The sequence below is a fragment of the Brevibacillus formosus genome (assembly GCF_003013405.1).
Lineage (GTDB): Bacteria > Bacillota > Bacilli > Brevibacillales > Brevibacillaceae > Brevibacillus > Brevibacillus formosus.
Window position 1 is genome coordinate 176,422 of the sequence record NZ_PXZL01000004.1, and the last position, 20,479, is coordinate 196,900.

At 46.4% G+C, this 20,479-nt stretch carries 19 protein-coding genes, 2 tRNA genes and 1 riboswitch; of the genes, 7 read left to right on the forward strand and 14 right to left on the reverse strand.

Annotated features, from left to right (window positions below):
- Positions 1-277 precede the first annotated feature (277 nt).
- Genes C7R91_RS05445 through C7R91_RS05455 form a run of 3 tightly spaced genes read left to right on the forward strand, consistent with a single transcriptional unit; the run spans position 278 to position 4,184 of the window.
- Positions 278-1,852: a spore germination protein gene (locus C7R91_RS05445; protein WP_047071565.1), complete on the forward strand. Its 1,575-nt coding sequence runs from the start codon at positions 278-280 to the stop codon at positions 1,850-1,852.
- Positions 1,853-2,959, forward strand: a complete 1,107-nt coding sequence (locus C7R91_RS05450) for a GerAB/ArcD/ProY family transporter (protein WP_047071564.1) — start codon at positions 1,853-1,855, stop codon at positions 2,957-2,959.
- The gene (locus tag C7R91_RS05455) at positions 2,952-4,184 is read left to right on the forward strand and encodes a Ger(x)C family spore germination protein (RefSeq protein WP_047071563.1); all 1,233 of its coding nucleotides are present in this window, start codon (positions 2,952-2,954) and stop codon (positions 4,182-4,184) included. The genes C7R91_RS05450 and C7R91_RS05455 overlap by 8 nt, the downstream gene beginning before the upstream one ends.
- 227 nt (positions 4,185-4,411) lie before the next feature.
- On the opposite strand, the gene C7R91_RS05460 is transcribed toward C7R91_RS05455, so the two are convergent.
- Positions 4,412-6,373 carry a hypothetical protein gene (locus C7R91_RS05460; protein WP_047071562.1) on the reverse strand — a complete coding sequence of 654 codons (1,962 nt, stop codon included), beginning with the start codon at positions 6,371-6,373 and terminating at the stop codon, positions 4,412-4,414.
- Positions 6,374-6,494: 121 nt separating this feature from the next.
- The gene (locus tag C7R91_RS05465) at positions 6,495-7,019 is read right to left on the reverse strand and encodes a type 1 glutamine amidotransferase domain-containing protein (protein ID WP_047071561.1); all 525 of its coding nucleotides are present in this window, start codon (positions 7,017-7,019) and stop codon (positions 6,495-6,497) included.
- Positions 7,020-7,446: 427 nt separating this feature from the next.
- Between C7R91_RS05465 and C7R91_RS05470 the strand changes: the two genes are divergently transcribed.
- Entirely contained in the window at positions 7,447-8,331 is an 885-nt protein-coding gene (locus C7R91_RS05470; RefSeq protein WP_047071560.1) for a carboxylesterase, read from the forward strand.
- A gap of 131 nt (positions 8,332-8,462) precedes the next feature.
- On the opposite strand, the gene C7R91_RS05475 is transcribed toward C7R91_RS05470, so the two are convergent.
- The 3 genes from C7R91_RS05475 to C7R91_RS05485 all read right to left on the reverse strand — a co-directional run bounded on the left by C7R91_RS05475 (position 8,463) and on the right by C7R91_RS05485 (position 9,262).
- Positions 8,463-8,545: transfer RNA gene (locus tag C7R91_RS05475), tRNA-Leu, on the reverse strand.
- Between the two features lie 17 nt (positions 8,546-8,562).
- Positions 8,563-8,639: transfer RNA gene (locus C7R91_RS05480), tRNA-Pro, on the reverse strand.
- A 116-nt stretch (positions 8,640-8,755) separates the two neighbouring features.
- On the reverse strand, positions 8,756-9,262 hold the full coding sequence (locus C7R91_RS05485) for a hypothetical protein (RefSeq protein ID WP_047071559.1): 507 nt from the start codon (positions 9,260-9,262) through the stop codon (positions 8,756-8,758).
- A gap of 135 nt (positions 9,263-9,397) precedes the next feature.
- Between C7R91_RS05485 and C7R91_RS05490 the strand changes: the two genes are divergently transcribed.
- The 3 genes from C7R91_RS05490 (at position 9,398) to C7R91_RS05500 (ending at position 12,022) form a co-directional block, all read left to right on the forward strand.
- Positions 9,398-9,622 carry a hypothetical protein gene (locus C7R91_RS05490; RefSeq protein WP_047071558.1) on the forward strand — a complete coding sequence of 75 codons (225 nt, stop codon included), beginning with the start codon at positions 9,398-9,400 and terminating at the stop codon, positions 9,620-9,622.
- Between the two features lie 99 nt (positions 9,623-9,721).
- Entirely contained in the window at positions 9,722-10,147 is a 426-nt protein-coding gene (gene fosB, locus C7R91_RS05495; RefSeq protein WP_047071555.1) for a metallothiol transferase FosB, read from the forward strand.
- A gap of 153 nt (positions 10,148-10,300) precedes the next feature.
- Entirely contained in the window at positions 10,301-12,022 is a 1,722-nt protein-coding gene (locus C7R91_RS05500; protein WP_047071553.1) for a protoglobin domain-containing protein, read from the forward strand.
- A 9-nt stretch (positions 12,023-12,031) separates the two neighbouring features.
- On the opposite strand, the gene C7R91_RS05505 is transcribed toward C7R91_RS05500, so the two are convergent.
- The 9 genes from C7R91_RS05505 to C7R91_RS05550 all read right to left on the reverse strand — a co-directional run bounded on the left by C7R91_RS05505 (position 12,032) and on the right by C7R91_RS05550 (position 20,464).
- On the reverse strand, positions 12,032-13,132 hold the full coding sequence (locus C7R91_RS05505) for a chymotrypsin family serine protease (protein WP_047071552.1): 1,101 nt from the start codon (positions 13,130-13,132) through the stop codon (positions 12,032-12,034).
- 554 nt (positions 13,133-13,686) lie between these two features.
- Positions 13,687-14,997 carry a nucleobase:cation symporter-2 family protein gene (locus tag C7R91_RS05515; protein WP_047071551.1) on the reverse strand — a complete coding sequence of 437 codons (1,311 nt, stop codon included), beginning with the start codon at positions 14,995-14,997 and terminating at the stop codon, positions 13,687-13,689.
- Positions 14,998-15,029: 32 nt separating this feature from the next.
- On the reverse strand, positions 15,030-15,620 hold the full coding sequence (locus C7R91_RS05520) for a xanthine phosphoribosyltransferase (protein WP_015892653.1): 591 nt from the start codon (positions 15,618-15,620) through the stop codon (positions 15,030-15,032).
- Positions 15,621-15,851: 231 nt separating this feature from the next.
- A riboswitch (purine riboswitch) is annotated at positions 15,852-15,953 on the reverse strand.
- Positions 15,954-16,093: 140 nt separating this feature from the next.
- Entirely contained in the window at positions 16,094-17,179 is a 1,086-nt protein-coding gene (gene rsgA, locus C7R91_RS05525; RefSeq protein WP_083995121.1) for a ribosome small subunit-dependent GTPase A, read from the reverse strand.
- Between the two features lie 243 nt (positions 17,180-17,422).
- Entirely contained in the window at positions 17,423-17,677 is a 255-nt protein-coding gene (locus tag C7R91_RS05530) for a hypothetical protein (RefSeq protein ID WP_047071550.1), read from the reverse strand.
- Between the two features lie 98 nt (positions 17,678-17,775).
- Positions 17,776-17,997 carry a WYL domain-containing protein gene (locus C7R91_RS05535; RefSeq protein ID WP_047071549.1) on the reverse strand — a complete coding sequence of 74 codons (222 nt, stop codon included), beginning with the start codon at positions 17,995-17,997 and terminating at the stop codon, positions 17,776-17,778.
- Between the two features lie 45 nt (positions 17,998-18,042).
- On the reverse strand, positions 18,043-18,207 hold the full coding sequence (locus C7R91_RS29290; protein ID WP_160309989.1) for a hypothetical protein: 165 nt from the start codon (positions 18,205-18,207) through the stop codon (positions 18,043-18,045).
- Between the two features lie 117 nt (positions 18,208-18,324).
- Positions 18,325-19,566, reverse strand: coding sequence for an MFS transporter (locus tag C7R91_RS05545; protein WP_047071548.1), 1,242 nt, complete (start codon positions 19,564-19,566; stop codon positions 18,325-18,327).
- A 274-nt stretch (positions 19,567-19,840) separates the two neighbouring features.
- A complete protein-coding gene (locus C7R91_RS05550) occupies positions 19,841-20,464 on the reverse strand; it encodes a YcnI family copper-binding membrane protein (RefSeq protein WP_047071547.1) in 624 nt (207 codons plus the stop codon).
- Positions 20,465-20,479 lie beyond the last annotated feature (15 nt).

A 20,479-nucleotide genomic window follows, 5' to 3' on the forward strand; every position in this document is an offset into this window, starting at 1 on the left:
GTGTAGGGGACCTACATGAGCACCGGACTTCGATGGTGAACGCCATTTTCGATGTCGAATAAGCTTTCATGACTACTTCATAATCAAAAGACGATTTTTTGAACTTCCCTGTTACTACACTCTATTCTACCATGCCGAATGTACCATAGGTCACAAATGAGTTCAATTCAAAACTATGAAAGATTTAGCATTCGCCTATTCCTCCGCATAATTTTCCTCTTATCTGGAAAAAATCGCACTAACATGATATTCGCAATCTGAACGGGAGGAACTTCAAATGATGCGCAGATTTTTGTCCCAGCGTCGCCAAAAGAAAACTCCCTCTCTTATCGCACAGCGTTTGCAGCAGCGAAATGATCCTACACTTGCACTATCGACCAGTTTGCAGCAAAACATGGAGACGTTTAAGACTGTGCTGGGCAGCCCACATGATTTATTAACTCGTTCCTTTTTTATCGGCAACACTAATCATTCCTGTGGTGTTATTGCGATTGATGGGTTGGCGAACTGCGATATGCTGGACACGCAAGTACTTGGACAAATCCAGTTGATGATCTCGACTGCTTCCAAAATGGTGCCCACTGAACCAGATGAGATTGTCCGGATGCTCTATGAGGAAGTCCTTTCTGTCGTCGAAATATCGAAAGCAACGGATTTTACAAAAACACTCGAAAGCATTCTTTCTGGGGATACAGCCCTTTTCATAGATGGATCCGCCGAAGTCATCATTATCGACAGCAAGGGATGGAAAACCCGTTCTGTCGAGGAGCCAGTCTCCGAAGGGCTGGTTCGAGGTCCCAGGGATGGCTTTTCAGAGAGTATCCGGGACAACACCGTTCATATACGCAGACGTGTCAAAGACCCGAGCTTGCGCTTTGAAGGGTCCATCGTAGGGAAACGAAGCAGGACAGATCTGATCATCGCCTACATTGAAAACATCGTTGATCCAGAACTGCTGAATGAAGTGAGGCGGCGAATCTCCACAATTGATATCGATGAGGTAGAAGAGTCCGGTTTTATCGAGCAATGGATTGAAGATGATTTTCTGTCTCCTTTTCCTCAGGTTCATAACACGGAGCGTCCCGATAAAGTGAGTGGGGCATTGTTTCAAGGCCGCATTGCGATATTGGTGGACGGGACTCCGATGGTGCTCATTTTGCCTGTGACGATTGGCTTGCTCCTGCATTCACCAGAGGATTACTACGAGCGTTGGATTGTAGGCACTTTAGCAAGGCTTTTGCGGTATTTGGCAGCTTTTCTGGCTGTCTATTCACCCGCTTTTTATATTGCTCTCGTCACCTTTCATCCCGGCTTGATCCCGTCTGATCTCGCTTTCTCGATTGCAGCCACGCGTGATGGAGTTCCTTTTCCGGCATTCGTAGAAGCGATCATGATGGTAACGACGATGGAGCTGTTACAGGAAGCCGGATTGCGCTTGCCGAAGCCGATCGGCCAGACAGTCGGGATCGTCGGCGGTCTCGTCATCGGTGACGCTGCGGTATCTGCGGGCATCGTCAGTCCGGTCATGGTCATCGTCGTCGCTCTTACTGCTATCGCTTCGTTTGCCATCCCTGCTTATCACCTCGCCATCGCTTTTCGGATGATTCGTTTTTTCGCCATGTTTATGGCGGCGATCTTTGGGATTTATGGCGTGGTGCTAAGCTTGATTGTCATCATGATTCATTTATCCAATCTGACCAGCATCGGATACCCTTATTTGGCGCCTCTTGCTCCTCAAATGCCGAGGGACTGGAAGGATTTAATTTTGCGGGCACCTGTGACCTTCTTAAAGAACCGACCAGATGCTCTTCACCCGAAAGACGAAAATCGTATGAACACAGGAGGGTCGTAAGTGAGCTCACAAACCTTGGCGGAGAAAATGATCAGCAAAAATCATATGGGGATCAGCATCGCCTCTGTCACAATCGGCGTCGGCATTCTGACCTTTCCCCGCTCCCTAGCCAAGGCAACAGGAGCTTTCGACGGATGGATTTCGGTTGTTTTGAGCGGATTCTGCGCGTGTGTGATTGGCTGGCTGCTTGCCAAGCTGGCGGCTCGCTTTCCCAGACAAAGCTTCTTTGAATTCACCTCGATTATCGCGACCAAACCGATCGCCTACATCCTGACCTTGGTCGTCTGTATTTACACCATGCTTTTCGTCTCGTTTGAAATCCGGGCGATCGGAAATATTGCCAAGCAATACCTGTTTTACAATACACCGGTTGAGATGATCACACTCTCCTTTCTGTTAATCGTTCAATACGCCGTAGTCGGAGCGCGCGTTTCCATGCTACGGCTCAACTTGCTCTTTCTCCCTGTCGTTCTCGTCGTCATGCTCATCGTCTTGCTCTTTACGACCCAGCTGTTCGAGGTAGAAAATATCCGGCCCTTCTTTTCTTCAGACTGGCCCGCACTCATGGAAGGAACAAGAGCGGTCGGACTGTCTTATTCAGGCTTCGAGATTATCCTGTTTTACACCATGCTAATGAAGAACCCTAAGGAAGGGGCAAAAGCCGTAACACTAGGTCTCTCGATTCCCATTCTGCTCTACTTGACCATCTACATGTTTGTCATCGGGGTCTTCTCTGCTGATGTTGCAACGAACTTGACCTATCCAACCATCGAGCTGGCAAAAGAGGTAGAAATCCCTGGCGGCTTCTTTGAACGGGTGGAATCCATCTTCTTTACCATCTGGATCATGACAATCTTCAACACCTGTGCGATGTGGCTCGATATTACGGTGCTCAACTTGCAGTCCATGTTCCACAAGGTGCGCAAAACGGTTTGGGTGCTCATTCTTTCTCCCATTATTTATTTTGTAGCGATGCTCCCGCAAAACCTGGTTGATTTCTTCACGTTTGCTGACAGCATCACCTATTTCGGAATGATCGTCGTCTATTTATGTCCGATTTTGCTGCTCCTCATCGCTGTCATACGAGGTGTAAAGGGTCATGAATAGCAAGCTCACTACCTTTTGTATATACCTGCTACTCTCGACGTTGCTGGCTGGCTGCTGGGATCAGGTTCAAATTGAGGAACGAGGATTTGTCGTAGGCGTAGGGATTGATATACCTCGTACGAAAAAAACCGAGCAGCAAGCCAAGCAAGAGGCTCCCGACAAACCTCCCGTAAAAGAACGCTTTCTCGTCACACATCAATTCGTCGTGCCCGGTGGGTTGGTCTCAGGCGGTCAAGGAAGCGGAGGCGGCCAAAACACAGCCAATGAGGCTTTTCACAATCTCGTATCCGAAGGGGATTCCCTCTTTGAGATTTCTCGCGAATTGGCTTCCCGAACCAGCCGAGCCCCGTTTTATCAGCATATGAAGATCCTGATCGTCTCTGAGGAAGTGGCCCGAACCAAAGATGGTTTTGCCAGAGCACTCGATTTCTATCTGCGTGATCCAGACTCCAGGCGAAGCAGCAAGGTCTTTATCTCAAAAGGTCTTGCCAAGGAGGTACTGGAAGTCAAACCTAAAACAGAAAAGCTGCCGGCTATTTACGTCAACTCTGTCGCGGAGAATAATATTAAAAATGCTCGGATGCTTCCAGCAGTCCGATTGGGCGATGTCCACGAGGAGCTTCTCAGCCCTTACAGCTTTGTGGTTCCGCGAATCAGACCCGAAGAGCAGGAGGTAAAATTAGCAGGTGCTGCCGTTTTTGCTCATGACAATCAGTTGATGGGTTTTCTAGGGGAAGAAGAGACGGAGGGACTGAATTTTCTTACGGGAAATATTAACGGAGGTATGCTAAAAGGCAAGTTTAAAAACAATCTCGTCTCGATGAACATCCAAGGGATCAAACATGGCATTAAGGCAGATTTACGAGATCGGCAGCACATGAAATTCACGATAGAAATCGAATGTGAAGGCACATTGGCCGAGTCTTATGCCACAATGGATTACTTGAATCACATGGCGATGGAGAAGCTTGAACAAGTGTTTGCCGAAGAAATCGAGCGCATGAGCTATGACACCATCAGGAAAGTCCATAATCAAATGAAAGTGGATGTCATCAAGCTTGGCAGCTATCTCAAGCAGCATCATTTTTCGCTATGGAAAAAGATTCGGCAGGATTGGGAAACAGGACAGCATCTGTATGAAAAAAGTGAGATAATCGTTCAAGCAAAGGTCTATCTACGCAATATCGGTGCGATAAACCGTACCGAACGCCAAAACAACAGGTGATCCCATGTTCAAATTTTTAGGCGTCGTCCCTCCATATTTGACCTTCGCAGGGACGGTCTTAGCTTTTTTGATTCCCTATCTTTTTTACAAAATCAACAATAAAATTCATGAGCTGGGCGATCCGCCCTGGAAGAAACGGAATAACTCCAATTCGTAACAAAACCTCTATCACATCAAAACAAGGGCTTACTCATCATCTTGTGCAAGCCCTTGCTTACTTTCTTTGTTCACTTGCTATTTAAAAATTCTTCATACGTTACACGATTATAATTATTTTGCCGACTTTCGAGACCTTGGATTTCATTTTCGAGTTCATAGATTTGTTGCAAGAGTACTTGCATGCGTTCTTTTGCTTGCATCCTCGATGTGATCTCCTCTCTTTTCACTTTCTTTTTGGAGCTTTCTATTTGTTCATCCAATTCCTCCTCTTCCTCTCTAAGCTCCCCAACTATCCTTTTTAGATTGATCAAACGCAAATAATCTTGTTTTGAATTTGCTATGCACTCCGCTAGTTTCCTTGCATATTCAGGATAGGTTGCATCTACTACTCCCTTATATAACCAACGACTTTCTCGGTGATCTTTTATTTTTAATAAGGTCCGCTTCAGTTCCGTAAGCGATTTTATATGTTCTTCGATCTGTACCGAACTTGCTTGTTCATTTATTTTCGTGGCTAGTTCGTTCCATGTTTCCTTTCCCAACTGTAAGATTTCCAATTCTTCCTGTCGAACGGAAAACAAATCTAGCCAATCTTCATTCGCACTACGTAGCTTTTGATAATCGCTTTTGATCTGACATTCATTTAACCGCGTGATAAAGAAGCCTTTTATTTGACCATGAATGTTTTTATTGATTTCTTTTTTGGGAAGAAGCTCAAATTTTGCTGGCTTTTTTACGTCTTCAATGGCTTCAATCTCATGGATAAGCTGTTTGTTTTGCTCCAGAATTTTTTCTGCCTTTCCTAAACCGTTGGCGGACTTTGCGGCCCTTCCTTTTTGAACATCACCAAAGTAGGCTACTTTCTTTCCTTCCTCTCCCTTCCAATTGATCGGATTCTTATTTTTCTTTCGATCAGTCGGTAGTGCTTGATGCATGGAAAAGTGAATATTTTTCACCCATTCGATATCATCGAAGTCTTCGGAATTTTTATCAAAAAGTTTTTTATCGCCTGAATCGTCTGCTAACCATAGATTGTATCTGGCAGCGGTGTCTTCTTTTGTATAATCCAAATTCGCTTCGTCCATGGTTTGCGAATACTGATCATAAGAAGATGAGCCGTCTGTCGGAGGACCAAATTGCCCATCATTGATCATTAGCGCAGTGGCATCCCATTTAAACGGAATTCTTACCGGAAGCTGAATTTCCCAAGGTTTATCCGAGTCTATTTCTTTCAATATACTCCGTTTCTTCAATTGATCCTGATCCACGGAAAAGTTATATTGATCGTATTGCAATTCAACGGTGTACTCATACTTGGTTCCGACGTCTGCCCCTCGCAGCATTGCCTCGATTGTATTATTATACGATTGTTGATTATTTTTCTTATCTTGTGGAGCAACATTCCATTGCTGATCTGCTTTTTCTCCCCGTAGAATCTGATAGCCAACCAAATGACCCCCATTATAACTGGCTACTCGGTGCTTATCATTCCCATCACGTATGAGCGATTCTTCATAACCAAGATTGCCGATAGCCGTCACAAGTGCTGACGCATCACGGTCAGAATTCCACCCGTTTTTAGTGATCTCAGCGGTAACGGAATGTGGCCGGTCGCATGTATCGCCTAATTCTTTTGTAAAATGGAAAAACGATTGATTCAAATTTCCTTCCCCGTATACCTCCCTTAATAGCCCCCAAAAGGTTGGAAGTCCTTTATCCGCTTTCACATCCGTAAATTTCCCGTCATCTCCGACGGCATTTTCGAAATCATCTTTTTCGTATGTATCTGGCTTGTCCGCTTTCATTTTATTAAGATTGTCTTGATTGAGTTTCCTTTGGATGACAGGTATTGAAGATTCCTTTTGATTTTGCAGCAGCTTCGTCATTGCCTTGTTTCCTATTTTTTTGGCGAGTTGTAAAACGGGTGGCGTATTTCGGTGGGAATTTGGTGGGAGAAGCGTATTTTCTGGTAGACGTGCGTTGCTAGCCATGTCATTTACTAATGGGACATGATCCCGATTTTTGAACACCTTATCATCCCCTAATAGAATGAAGATTCTTCCTTATATTGTAACAAGGCAGACAGAAAAAATGAATCAATAAGAAAAAGAGCGTACCCGTCTATGCGAGCAAGCCCTTTCTTCCTTTTTCCTATTGTTGTGCGAGCAAATCAGCAAACGCTTTGGCATACGCAGGCAGATCAGGCGGTCTACGGGAACCCACGATGTGACCGTCTACCACAACCTCTTCATCTACCCAAATCGCGCCTGCATTCTCCATATCATCTTTAATGCCCGGTGTCGATGTTGTAGTTACCCCGCGCAAAATTTTTGCGGAAGCCAGCACCCAACCGGCATGACAAATATGTCCAATCGGTTTTTTCGCCTCGTGCATCGCAACCACAAACGACAGCACCTCCGGATAGCGGCGCAGTTTGTCAGGTGCCCACCCTCCTGGAACGAGTACGCCTGCATAGTCGGCAGGATTGACATCAGCCATCGCTTTGTCAGTCTCACACGGTACACCGTACTTCCCTATGTAGACGTGGTTCGCCTTCGGGCCGACGAAATGGACGGTAGCGCCTTCCTCTCGCAGTCTCATCACCGGATACCAGAGCTCGAGATCCTCAAATTCACTTTCGACGAAGCAAACCACTTGTTTTCCTGCAAGTCTCAACGTTCTCGCCTCCTTTTCCTTCTATACTACGTTATTGTAGCAGGTACAAAAGGAAAAGACAGCAGGTACATGGATCAAGCATGCATCCCCTCGGGAGTAGGTATGTACATGACAACTTTGGTCCCTTTTCCCATTTCAAAGGTGGCAGCATCAGGGCAAAGATCGGCAAACAAGCGAGACGCTTGCTCCCCTATGGATGTAAAAACGTGTTTTATCAAGCTAAAGGAATGAAGCAAAGCAAAGAGAACACACTGTTATACTATTTTTAAAATCCTGTTACAATCGATTTATTCCATTGTTCTGTATAGAACGATTGACGATGAAAAAATGCTGTATTATATTTTTATTGAAAGCTGTTTCAGATGAAACTCAGATTTCCCTCACGTATTTACCCATCAATTTAAACTGGATTGGAAGGAAGATTTGTATGTCTAACCATGCACCGATCATTCCATCACTAAGTGATAGCGGCATTCACTATTATCAAACCTATGAAGAAAGCCTCGCTCTTTGGCCAGTTCATCACGAAACATTTTATGTACCTACCCGTTTTGGTCAAACGCATATCATTGCAAGTGGACCAAAGAATGCACCACCACTCTTATTGCTGCACGGAGTATTGTTTAGTTCCACCATGTGGTATCCAAATATTGCCGAATGGAGCAGCAAATACCGAACATATGCAATTGATATCATAGGTGATAAGAACAAAAGTATCCCTGTAGATTTAAACGGTACGAGAACGGGTTACGCTGATTGGCTTCTTGAAGTGTTTGATAATCTGGGTATCAAAAAGGCGTATTTGGTTGGACTTTCGCTTGGTGGGCTTCATGTTATGAATTTTGTTTTGCGTGCGGCCGAGAGAGTAGAAAAGGCAGTATTACTTAGTCCTGCGGAAACTTTCGTGTCCTTTCATCCAAATTTCTACAAATACGCACTTGGCCTTTTTGTGCCTAACGGAGTTGAGAATTTTTTAAAGTGGATGATGGGAGATCGTTACGTGTTACATCCAAATTTTGCAAAACAGTTTCATGCAGGAGTTATGTGGCAGGATGAATTAAGAAATCAAAAACCTAAAGCTGATGGATTCCCGTATGTTTTCACTGACGACGAATTAAAATCAGTAAAAGTTCCGACTCTCTTATTACTTAGCGAGCACGAAGTCATTTATGACCCGCAATCTGCCTTACATCGTGCTTCGACTTTTGTTCCCGGTATTGAAGCGGAAATCGTAAAAAATGCTGGCCACGTTTTGTCGATGGAACAGCCAGAATACGTTAATGGACGTGTATTGAGTTTTTTAGATAAATGAAAGACAGTATAAGTTGATTTCATAGGTGTATGTAGGACTCGTATCATGGAAGATGATTGTAAGAAAAAAAGTGAGAAACAGGCCTACTCACTGTTCCCCACCTTATAACGAAAACCATATGTATAGATTGCTGGTGCCGGTAGAGGGACTTGAACCCCCACGGTTTCCCTCACGATTTTGAGTCGCGCGCGTCTGCCAATTCCGCCATACCGGCCTATTCAAATGAAAACATGGTCGGGAAGACAGGATTCGAACCTGCGACCCCTTGGTCCCAAGCCAAGTACTCTACCAAGCTGAGCTACTTCCCGATTGCCAACCATATCGGACCTTCTCTCATTCGACAATTTCCGATAAGTATCGCAACACTTACATACTATACAGGCAAATTGAACCAATATCAATACCGGATTTTTTTGGAATATAGTTATTTTTTCCTAGTATTTAACTTCACTCTCCATGGTGTACAGATTTTCCCACATGGTATTTGTCGTTTCAAGAAATCCTGCGGAAGATTAAACGGATAGTCCAGCGGATGACGCCCTACAACGATCCAGCGCCCATTCGAAAGCTTTTTCAACTGATACACACGGAAAAATCGATCACTGGAATCGAAGGCAAACCATACCACAATCGTCGCACACCTGCTGCCCGAAGACAGGACCTGTGATTTTACAATCGGTGGCGCCCCTATCGTATCACCTACCGGGATCGCGAGTCGTCCGTTTATTCGCCGCAAATCAAGATTGCCGATCACTCGATTTGCCAGACAAGGCGTCATGAATTTTTGCAGGAAACGGCGAATTTTCCATTTGGAATTGAACCGCTTTGGCAAAATGATTCCGCGATCCCTCACCCGCTTATGCGCTGAAAAGATAATCGTAAAGAAAGCTTGCTCTGCCAATCGAATGACCTGCACCCATTGCTTCTTCATCTGGCGTCCCTCCCCCTGTCAGACTATGCATCGTGTGAGGAAAACGGTTGGACGCGTATCTATATACATAAACCGTTGCGTGCAGGGCAAATTAATATGGTATTCCCATCATGAAAACCCGCAGGAGGTATAGCAATGCCTAGCCAAATTAACACGGACTCGCTTAAAAAAGCAGAGGTAGCCACCACGCTGGCAAAAAATATGATTACGCAAGCGATTGAGCAATCTGCAGCCAATCCGCAGCTCGCTGAAGAAGCCTTGAAACAAGCGTCTCAGGAAATTGCCCAAGCGCAAACGATGGTGTCCCAAGTCCAATCCACGCTGCAAACCCAAGCGAAAGCTCAACAAAGCCAATCCTAAACAAATGCAGGCAGACCCGGAATAGACTGGTGGTTTGCCTGTTTTCCCCATACAATAGCAATAGTTGCAAGAATTATTGCTAAAAAGGTGGGGGACATATTGCCGCAACTTCAAGGATTGAATCATTTGCTTTTCTCTGTCTCAGATCTCGAGAAATCTTTTTGTTTTTATCGGGATGTCCTGCATGCCAAACCATTAGTACGTGGTCGCAAGCTGGCTTACTTTGACTTAAATGGCTACTGGTTGGCCCTGAATGAAGAACCGGACATCCCACGCAATGAAATTGCTCACTCCTATACACACATGGCCTTCACTATCACAGAAGAGTCATTTGATGAGTGGTACGCTCATTTGGAAAAGCATGACGTTACCATTTTGCATGGACGGGATCGTGCGGAGCGGGATAAGCGTTCCATTTATTTTACCGACCCTGATGGACATAAGTTTGAATTACATACAGGCACTCTTCAGGACCGTCTCGCTTACTACCGGGACGAAAAGCATCACATGACCTTTTTTGAATAATCGATGATGTTGCCATTTCTTAATATACTTTTCACAAAATCACAATAGTTCCAAAGTTTCAACTCCGTACGCGAATGCTATAATCTATAAAGCACTTATGGCCTATTCCCCTTATGAATAGGCCCGTTTTTCGTAAACATATGGAGGGATTTTATGTTTGGTAAGCGTGGCGCCCAAACCGTTACAGCCTCAATTCAAAAAAGCGATGTCCAAATGTCCGATCAGCTAACGGGGAAGGTTCATTTTTTGCAAATGAATCAGACAGACCTTGATCGGTTGAAACAAATTGAACCACTCCTAGCAGAACACCTAGAGTCCATTACAGAGCGTCATTACCACATGCTTCGTCAATATTCCCATCTTATGCAGACTATCGAAACGCATACGACGGTTGACCGATTGGCCGTTTCCTTTCGTCACTATTTGCAATCGCTTCCACACGCCAAGCTAGACGATGCCTATGTAGCCGGGCGCAGGAAAATCGGAGAGGTCCACAGCAAAATTGGACTTGCGCCAGAATGGTATACAGGCTCTTACTTGCGGGTCTATGAATATTTGATTCCCGCAATCGTCAACACCTATTCGAAACGTCCCCAGGAATTATCTTCTGTTCTGTTGGCACTCATGAAGATCATCACGCTTGATTCGCAAATCGTCCTCCAATCGTATCAGGAGGACAATGATTACAAAGTCATTGATCGTCTGGGCGAAGTTCTGGAGTTGGTGATTCAGATCGATAAATTCAAGCATGTGCTGGACACGCTTGAGGATACGACTGAGGAAGCTGGCAATGTAGGATCTGCTGCTGAGCAACTAAGCGAATCTGTGCAAAAAGTGGCTCAATCAGCCGTCTCTGTCGCAGAGAGTGCTTCCACTACAATCGAGCAAGCGACGATGGGCAAGGATATTATCCAAGATTCATTAACCAGCTTTCTTTCCATGGCAGATGAATTACAAGAGATGCAAACAAAAACTTCGCAATTAATGACATCCATTGCAGAAGTTTCTCAGGTCGTCCAAGTCATCCGCAATATTGCCGATCAAACCAATCTTCTTGCATTGAATGCGTCAATTGAGGCAGCGCGTGCCAACGAACACGGCCGAGGCTTTGCTATCGTGGCAGATGAAGTACGAAAGCTCGCCGAACAGACCAAGCAATCGGTTCAAAGCATTACAGCCACAATCAACAATGTCCAGAATGAAGCTGTCCAGGTAAAAGAAACGGCCACTCTCATGAGTGACCATTTTAACGATAAAGTGATGCAAACACGCGATGCGATTGGGATATTAGGAGATATTGTGCAAAATATTGAGGCTGTCGGACATTCCACCGGACATATCGCAGCATTGGCACAAGAGCAGTCTGCTGCCACAGATGATATTTCGATGCGCATATCGCAAGTCCTGACGAATATGGAGCAGGTCTCTTCGCACGTCTCAAATGTAGGTAAAAACGTCTATAATGTTGGCGCTGGCATTAACAGCCTGCACAAGCTGAGCATCACACAAACGAGCCACATAAAGACCAAGCATTACTTGCGAATCGTCAAAACTGATCATCTCTTATGGAGATGGTGGCTGTACAACTTCATGCTTGGGTATCACCACATTGATGAAAAAGAACTCGTCGACCATCATCAATGCCGCTTGGGGATTTGGTATGACGAGGCCCTGAACAATCCATCCGTGAGCACCTTGCCCTCTTTCAAGCAATTAGAAGCACCTCATCGACAGTTCCACGAAACTGTTCGGCGGATTTACCAATTCGTCAAACAAGGAAAACTTGAGGAAGCAGAAGCTACGTTCGATACTCTTGAAGAGATATCACAACGCATTCTCAGTGTACTGGATCAGCTAGCCACAGAAGTTTCCTAATGATATTATCTATTTCGTCTTTTTCTTTCCCGGCTGCCTTTTGGAGGCAGCTTTTTTTGTTTGGACACGGTTTAACTCCGCAGGAGATAGCGGTCTAGTACGAGCGCTGGTTCGCCTGACTCTTTTGGCTTTGGCAACTGACCTGCCGACTCTTCCAGCTGCTCTTGGTATCCCGACGCCAAACGCTTGCAATGCCCAGACAACCGGATACGAAATCGAGAGCCTTCCATTGGCTGAACCAGCAAAATTCACAGCCGCAGCGTAGTTGCCCGCAGTCAGCCAAACAGAGCCGGAATCTCCAGGCAAGGAGATGGGAACCGTACTCCTGATGACCGTCTGATTCTGAAAACGGATGGTTCCCAGTCCTCCGTAGTTCCCGTAACTGACATCAATATCGGTGTGGATCGATTCGACCGTTCCCCATGCCAGCCCTGATGAACGGCCTACTTTTTTCAATCTGCGTCCGATGCCATACGAGCGAATCACACCTGGAACTCTGCCCACTGTTGCGTAACGCGGGGAAAGGAGTCGATTCGAAGTAGGGATACTAATCGCTGCATCCATTCGATTACCTGTGTTTTTCCGAAGTCGAACATACCGGTACAAGCGTCCGATTCGATCCCTTCCTGAACGGCCGCCGTCTGCTCCGCCCGGCTGGATGGTTTCGGTATAGCCGCTCGTATTGTTACGATTCAGGACGTGATTGTTGCTCAACACAAACCGTTGTCCTCCTCGCGCAACGATTAAACCAGCCGTTCCGGAGGCCCCTGGGTAGCCGATGCTATATCCAGCGATCACAGGTCGGATTCTGCTGCGATAATTCGTTGCAGAGGGTCGTACAGCAGGATGACAATGGCACCGTCCAGAGGTGACGGTTCGAACAGGAACGGACACATGGGCTGTCGCCTCCTGTCTTTTGACAAGGACGCAGCTCGGGCATGTCTTCTTCACGGCGGCACTTGCATTGACGGTATACATCACAATGCAGGCGCCGCCTTTTTTGTTTTTTCCGTTTGCGTAGCCAATCCCGATGCCAATTACGCCCGGCATTCGCTTCCACCTTTTGACCAAATGCTTCTTGGCCAGGAGCGCTTCCTGAAAGGTTGCCATAGTACCCCTTCCTTTCTGGAGGTAGTTTGTTTTACATGGTCATCGTATGTAAAACTTGGCCAGCACTGTTGGACACTTGTCATTGCGGGGAAGCCTTTTTTAAAAACCTCTCGGTCGGGGTCGGGCTGTAGTGGTGGGTGGAAACAGGAGAAAACGCTCAGATTCTAGGGCCACCCGCTGTGGGATTGACTGCCCGGCTCCATGAAAAAAAGTGAAACCCGCGCCCAAAGTGGTCTATTCAGGAAGTTTCTCAGAGGTGGGCGCTAAGAGCTTGTTTCTCTTTTTTTCATTGCGCCTCGGTCGGTGTCCCAAAGATCTTCGCTTTTTTCTCCTGTTTCCTCTACGAGTTTTCCGTGTTAAACGGGTTTTAAAAAGAATGAAGAATGTAATCAGTTACGACAGAGANNCCTTCGGAGCGGGCAGTCTCCCTCCCAGCGGGACGGAGCCTGGAGCCTAGACTGGAAATATTCTTCTCCCCAACACAGCCACATAATAAAAAAACCACCACTCCCTATCAAACCAGGAAATAGTGGTTGGTTCATTATCTAATGATGTTAAGACGCTTCCGAAACAGTTACATTTGCCGGAGCAGTCTGAGATGCTTTTTTATTCGTGTGAACAAGCACGATATTCAAGATGACTGCCGTCAAAGAACCTGTCACGATACCATTTTGCAGCATCATTTTTGCCAACGTAGGCAGTTGATCAAACATCGCAGGAACCGCAGCAGAGCCAAGTCCTACAGCGATACTGCATGCAGCGATCAGCAGATTTTCGTTTTTGTTCAGGTCAACCTGCGAGAGAATATTGATACCAGATGCAACAACCATCCCGAACATGGCGATCATTGCTCCACCCAATACTGCATTAGGAATAACCGTTGTCAGCGCAGCCAGCTTTGGCAGTAATCCGAGAACGACCAGAATTCCACCTGCACCAATCATTACGTCACGCGATTTAATGCCAGTCAAGGAAACCAGGCCGACGTTTTGCGAAAAAGCCGTGTAAGGGAATGCGTTGAAAATGCCACCCAGTACAATTGCGACCCCTTCCCCGCGCAATCCTTTGACTACATCTTGATCCGTTACTTTTGTATCAGTCACTTTACCGAGTGCAAAGTAAACACCTGTGGACTCAGCCATGCTGATGATGTTGACGAGAATCATGGTAACAATAGCCACAATACTGAACTGTGGTGTACCGAAGTAAAACGGTTCAACCACGCTAAACCAAGAGGCTTCCGCAACACTTGCGAAGCTGACCATCCCCATCATGTAAGCGACAGCCGTACCGACAATCAATCCGAGCAATACAGAAATCGCACGAATAAATCCGGTAAAGAAACGATTAATAAGCAAAATGATAACCAACGTTCCTAAAGCCAAAAGCAAATTGTGCGGTTGTCCAAAGTCCGGCATGCCTTGTCCGCCAGCCGCGTTGTTCATTGCAACGGGAATGAGCGACAGTCCAATGATCGTAACGACCGAACCTTGTACCACGGTTGGGAAAAAGCGCAGCAGCTTGCCAAACAGTGGAGCGGCCAAGACAACAAATATACCCGATATGATGATGGCACCGTAAGCGGTCGCTAGGTTACTCGTAGAAGCAATGGCGATAATCGGTCCTACTGCTGTAAACGTACAGCCAAGCACAACGGGAAGGCGAATCCCTGTATAACGCGTGCCAAGGACCTGCAAGAGCGTAGCGATTCCGCAAGTGAAAAGGTCGGCAGCAATCAAATAAGCGATTTGCGTAGGAGTCAGATTCAAAGCACCACCGATAATCAACGGTACGACGACGGCTCCTGCATACATGGCAAGAATGTGCTGTAAGCCCAAAGTAACAATCTTATGTTTGGCTAGCATGTGTGAACCCTTACCTCCTATTATTTTTTTGATTATACGCGTGCGGGCTCTTCTTCAATAAAGTGAATGCCTTCTGGTGACATCGATTCAATACGTGCCAATGATTCGATTCGTACGCCAGCTTGCTCCAAGAGACCTCGGCCTTCCTGGAAGCTTTTTTCAATAACAGCGCCAACCCCTACGAGATGAGCACCGGCATCTTTGACAATATTCGTAAGACCCACCAGAGCAGCTCCCGTAGCCAAGAAGTCATCGACAATCAATACGCGGTCTTCTTTGGACAAATACTGACGGGAAACACTGATTTGATACGTTTCCTGACGGGTAAAGGAATGAACAGGAGCAGAGTATACTTCCTCTGTCAACGTGACAGCTTTTTTCTTTTTCGCATAGATAAAGGGAACACCTAAAGCAAAGGAAGTCGCCATAGCAAAATGAATTCCACTTGCCTCAATCGTCACGACTTTTGTAATGTTTTCACCAGCGAACAGCTCGGCAAAGCGCTGTCCGATCTTCATTGTCAGTTGTGGATCTACCTGGTGGTTCAAAAACGCATCCACCTTCAAAACGGATGCCGACAGTACCTTGCCGTCCTGTACGATGCGCTCTTGTAATTCTTTCATCAATTCTTCCTCCTCGGATATGGTTCCGGCCACTTTTGCTTGCGGCCTGCTGAAATATAAAAAGCCCAGAGCGGACAGTGTCACAAGCGGGCTACGTAACAGACCAACGCCAAGTGAAACTGTCCCTCTGGGCTTTTTTCCCTTAGGTGTGACACATTCATTCGTGCCTGCGTCGCTCGGACCAGCTTTCTTTCAACCCTATGATTGGAATAGGAAAGAAAGAGACGGAACCCTAGACGCACTTTCACTCGTAGTCAGGTGATTTACGGTCACCTGGTAGAAACGGTTGGGCCTTATTCCCAAAATTATACGAGCTACCTATCTATTTATTTATTTCGAAGTGTAATAACGAGTATTGACCAAATCTATCATAAGTCCCGCGTTGTGAGCAAGCGTTAATTTTTGAAAACAAAAGGAAGCGCTTACTTGTCCTAATAAAAGAAAGAGCCCTGATTTCTCAAGGGCTCTCGTACTTATCTCTTCGGTTTTTTCTGCCGCATTTGAACGTTGATCTTCTTCCATTTATCCCTTTCAGCAGCAGCAAGCCTTGCGTCTTCTTTGCGTGCCAGATGTGCCAATTCGCGTTGGAGCTTCAGGTAACTGTCAAAGCGTGCCTTTTCCAATGATCCAGCTAGGATGGCAGCTTGAACAGCACAGCCAGGCTCGCGCATATGCTTACAATCATTGAAGCGGCATGTTTCCGCAATGGACTCAATATCGTCAAAGGCACCGCGGAAGCCCTCATCTGCCTCCCAGAGCTGGAGTTCCCTCATGCCTGGCGTATCGATCATCAGAGCACCACTCGGCAATCGGAACAATTCACGATGTGTCGTCGTATGGCGGCCACGGTCATCACCTTCACGCACGCCACTGACTTTTTGCATCTCCGCTCCGCTCAATTTATTGATCAAAGTGGATTTGCCAACACCAGAGGAACCCATCAAGGCAATCGTCTGGCCCTCGCCCAGGTACGGTGCGAGCTGATCCAGTCCTTCTCCCTGCTCGGCACTGACTACGTGAACAGGTACTCCGATCGCAACTGATTCTACCTCTGCCATGCATGCATCCAGATCGTCACACAAATCTGCTTTGGAAAGCACAATCACCGGATTGGCTCCACTTTCCCACGCAAGAATAAGATAACGTTCCATCCTGCGAAGATTTAAATCATTATTTAAGGAATTCACGAGGAAAACCGTATCGACGTTCGCAGCCACAATCTGCTCTTCCACTGTATCCCCAGCTACTTTGCGGGAGAACTTGCTCTTTCGTGGAAGAAGTCCGTGAATCGAGGCTTTCTTTTCCTCTGGGCGGGCACTGATCACTACCCAGTCCCCGACAGCTGGAAAATCTTCTCGTCCGATGGCTTCATAACGAAGCTTACCCGTTACTTCGCCCAAGAGTTCGCCATGCTCACTCCACAGACGATAAATACGTTTATGTTCGAGTGTGATACGTCCCACACTGTAGCCTTGCTCGGCATAAGGGGCAAAATGATTAGCAAAATACTCATTCCAGCCCATAGATTGCAATACTTGTTGATTGGTTAGTTGATTCACTGCGGATTCCCCCTGCAATTGGTTAAATATATGGCTATCAGCCAGAACCAGTCACAGTCGAATCCTCATCTGGTGAACGGTATTACTGTTCGCTTGAAAGGAGGATTCCTGTGACCCCGACTACGACACTCTGAACAAATTTGATGGCTACCATAAAACATCTCTCCTTTAGCAAACCTACCATTCAGGTTTGGAATCATATTTCCCAGTTATTGTACCATAATGAAACAAAATGCAACAGCGTCAATCTCCCCCGCCGCCGCCTCCGCTATCTCCGCCACCACCACTTCCACTATCGTAGCCGCTGTCATAGCTATCCCAACGATCGTTTGAGTCGTGATTTCGATGATGATGATTGTGAGAGCTGTCTACATAGAAGGCTCCGCCCCCGCTGTCTGAAGAGGAATGAGAGCGCCCACTTCCACCTTTTGCAGCTTTGGACGCCAAGACAAATACTACGATCAAAAACATGATGACGATGACAATGAAGAACTCCATTGTTTGTCCCCGCCCTTCCTCTTTTTTGAAGGTTGTTTACCTATTTAGTATAACATAGTATAGCTGGAATAGGCTGGGGGCGTCGAGGATGATGCCTTTTATCCGGCAAAATGCCCTGACACAGGTGCGATCGCCAAAATGTTATCCAACACAAATACTCGATACGCCTTCCTCATATAACAGTATGCTTTCAAGCTCCCTTTGTTTACATCAATATGTACCACACGGATCGTACGCCTGCTAGCCTCTCCATCCTTCTTCAAATAGATGATCTCCACTGCTTGCTGCCGCACTGTGTACCTTCTCAACTCCTGAATCATCAAGCTGTCACCACCACAAAATGTGTCTTCTTGCTGTTGAGATCATCATACCAAAAGAGAACGCACGTTCGCAATACCTAGAGCTAGCTCTGGAGATGCACATAGTTTGAATATTTGATCGCTTAGGCACTCTGCAGGAAGCTCTTCTAAAACTGTCCCTTGTGAGCTTGTGCCAGCAAAAACCTTAATCAATGTTAATTTATCTTCCATACGATTCTCCAAACCTATCTCTTTCTTTGTTTGTTTGACATGTAATGAACGAGTTACCCATCCGTCAAAAAAGGCATGCGCCCCAAAAATGGACACATGCCTTATGCTTGTTACAACTCAGCGCCTTCTAAGCGCACGTCCAAACACAATCAGAATCGGTGCCAACAAGATGGCGGCCGCAACCAGCGAAGCGCGAATCGAAAAACGAGTCCCAATCCATCCGACAGCCGGACCACCTGCCGTTTGTCCCAAGGCATTGGACTGGCCCATCATCGACAAAACCGTCGCTCGCACACTGCTCTCAATGTTCAGATTCAGCCACGTATCATACAGCGGACTGCTTAATGACTGAATCACACCGATTAACAGCAATGCAACTAATGCCCAGCTAAAGCTCGGAGAAAAGGCGAAAGCAATCATCGCTGCAATTTTGAGTCCCGTCAATGTGAACATGCCCACAAGGACAACCCGCTCATTGTTCACATCCAGCCTTTTTTCCACAACGCCTACGACGATGAGGCCAAGTATGCTTGCGAGTGCTGCAATGATCCCGAACCACATTGGCATTGAAATAGCAGTGAGCTCTGGAAAGCCAATTTCTGCGATCAAATGCGCTTCCCATAAACGGTCATACCCTTCAGAAGCTGCACCCGTAAATAGCGTCACGAACAAGATCAGCATGAGTATCGGCTGACTGCGAATCACTTTGGCACCCGAAGTCCACGTCTGAATCATTTCCTTCACGTGGGAAGCACCTTGCTCACGCTCACGAGGAACAAAACCGGTCTCCTTCATGAACAGAATCAGAAAGACTCCAAGCCCCAGATACATGAGGCCACCTATGAGGAAAGGCAAATAGGGAGCGAGTGTTGCCAATGCCACACTAAGTGCAATCCCGAGCAGATTCCCAAACAAGGAATAGCGCTTGGCCTTCATGAAAATCGTACCGATCTTCTCTTCTCCAACCTCATCCACAATCCATGCAGTATCCGCTCCACTGATAAACGTATACCCGAGGCCACTGATGACTTGCGAAAACAGCACCAAACCGAAGACAGAAATCAACGGTACCCAAGCATCAAGCGCGGGAACGACCCCTTGCATCGCAAATCCGATTCCCAGCAAAAACATCCCGATAATGACGGAGCGACGGCGACTGTACGTATCCGCAACTACTCCTGTTATCCCTTCAAACACCAACACGGATAACTCCAATACCGTCCCGATCAGTAGCAATTCAAACGGGTTAAAACCCAGTGTCACAATATAGTAAAGTGCATAGGTCGTGAACATGGTCGTATTGGCGAGGGAAGTCAAAAAACTTTTGATTGTATATACTTTTGTCGCATTCATGAACATGGAAGCAGTATCCACCTTTTTTAGGCAGATGACGCGTCCCGTTTTCACATACTGATCGTTACTCTACAATCCTCTACTGTGCAAAATGCGTACGCGTCATGCTGCCGTTCCTATTTTTCTTTCCTGTGTACTTGCTTGCTCTGAATAGTGTTTTTAACATGTGATATACACCTCCGAAAGTAATTACAGCTATTATAGAATGATTTTAATTGCCACACAATGGAAAAGCCGTGCAGCATGATTGGACCACTGCACGGCTTGCTTATAAAGCAACTTATGCTTTTTTTCTAAACAGGCCAACGATGGAGATCAGCAACGCCAAACCAGAAAGTACCAATGGCAAGGTATTGTTGCTGCCTGCACTCGCCGCTTCCCCGGCAGGAGCGGTTGCCGGCTTTTGTTCTTGTCCATGCTCATGTCCTGCTTCGCCTACACCAGCCTTAATAGTAGTGACAGACGCTGGTGTTTTGGAATCCTTGTCCCCTGTCCATTCCACAACCTCGCCATTTGCGTAGGTCTGATAAGCCTTCCAAGCCACTTGGCCCTCTTCTTTCGGGTTTGCCCCGACAAACGTGAACTCTTGGAACTCATGCGCCTTAATTCCCCCTTCTGTTGCTGTCCACACAAGGGCTGTGTTCACACCGTCTTTATCTTTTTCGAACTCGTAGGTCCAGCCCGGAATCGGTTGAACGGAATTTACCTTCACGCCTGCCGGGAATTCCAGCTTCACTTTTGTCGTGTTGACGTCTTTTTCTACCGGGACACGCACGGTGTATTTTTCATAGGAGCCTGTAGTAGCCTCTTTCGGATATACGTTCACATGTGCTTGTGCTGCTGTCGCCAACGTCAAAACTGCACCTGCTACCAGTACACTGCTCATCCATTTTTTCATTTTCATCCTATAAAATCCTCC

Coding starts and splice junctions, on each gene's coding strand:
- C7R91_RS05445 (WP_047071565.1), top strand. CDS start 278: ATGATGCGCAGATTTTTGTCCCAGCGTCGCCAAAAGAAAACTCCCTCT.
- C7R91_RS05455 (WP_047071563.1), top strand. CDS start 2,952: ATGAATAGCAAGCTCACTACCTTTTGTATATACCTGCTACTCTCGACG.
- C7R91_RS05470 (WP_047071560.1), top strand. CDS start 7,447: ATGTCTAACCATGCACCGATCATTCCATCACTAAGTGATAGCGGCATT.
- C7R91_RS05485 (WP_047071559.1), bottom strand. CDS start 9,262: ATGAAGAAGCAATGGGTGCAGGTCATTCGATTGGCAGAGCAAGCTTTC.
- C7R91_RS05490 (WP_047071558.1), top strand. CDS start 9,398: ATGCCTAGCCAAATTAACACGGACTCGCTTAAAAAAGCAGAGGTAGCC.
- C7R91_RS05500 (WP_047071553.1), top strand. CDS start 10,301: ATGTTTGGTAAGCGTGGCGCCCAAACCGTTACAGCCTCAATTCAAAAA.
- C7R91_RS05505 (WP_047071552.1), bottom strand. CDS start 13,132: ATGGCAACCTTTCAGGAAGCGCTCCTGGCCAAGAAGCATTTGGTCAAA.
- C7R91_RS05515 (WP_047071551.1), bottom strand. CDS start 14,997: ATGCTAGCCAAACATAAGATTGTTACTTTGGGCTTACAGCACATTCTT.
- C7R91_RS05520 (WP_015892653.1), bottom strand. CDS start 15,620: ATGAAAGAATTACAAGAGCGCATCGTACAGGACGGCAAGGTACTGTCG.
- C7R91_RS05530 (WP_047071550.1), bottom strand. CDS start 17,677: ATGGAGTTCTTCATTGTCATCGTCATCATGTTTTTGATCGTAGTATTT.
- C7R91_RS05535 (WP_047071549.1), bottom strand. CDS start 17,997: ATGATTCAGGAGTTGAGAAGGTACACAGTGCGGCAGCAAGCAGTGGAG.
- C7R91_RS29290 (WP_160309989.1), bottom strand. CDS start 18,207: ATGGAAGATAAATTAACATTGATTAAGGTTTTTGCTGGCACAAGCTCA.
- C7R91_RS05545 (WP_047071548.1), bottom strand. CDS start 19,566: ATGTTCATGAATGCGACAAAAGTATATACAATCAAAAGTTTTTTGACT.
- C7R91_RS05550 (WP_047071547.1), bottom strand. CDS start 20,464: ATGAAAATGAAAAAATGGATGAGCAGTGTACTGGTAGCAGGTGCAGTT.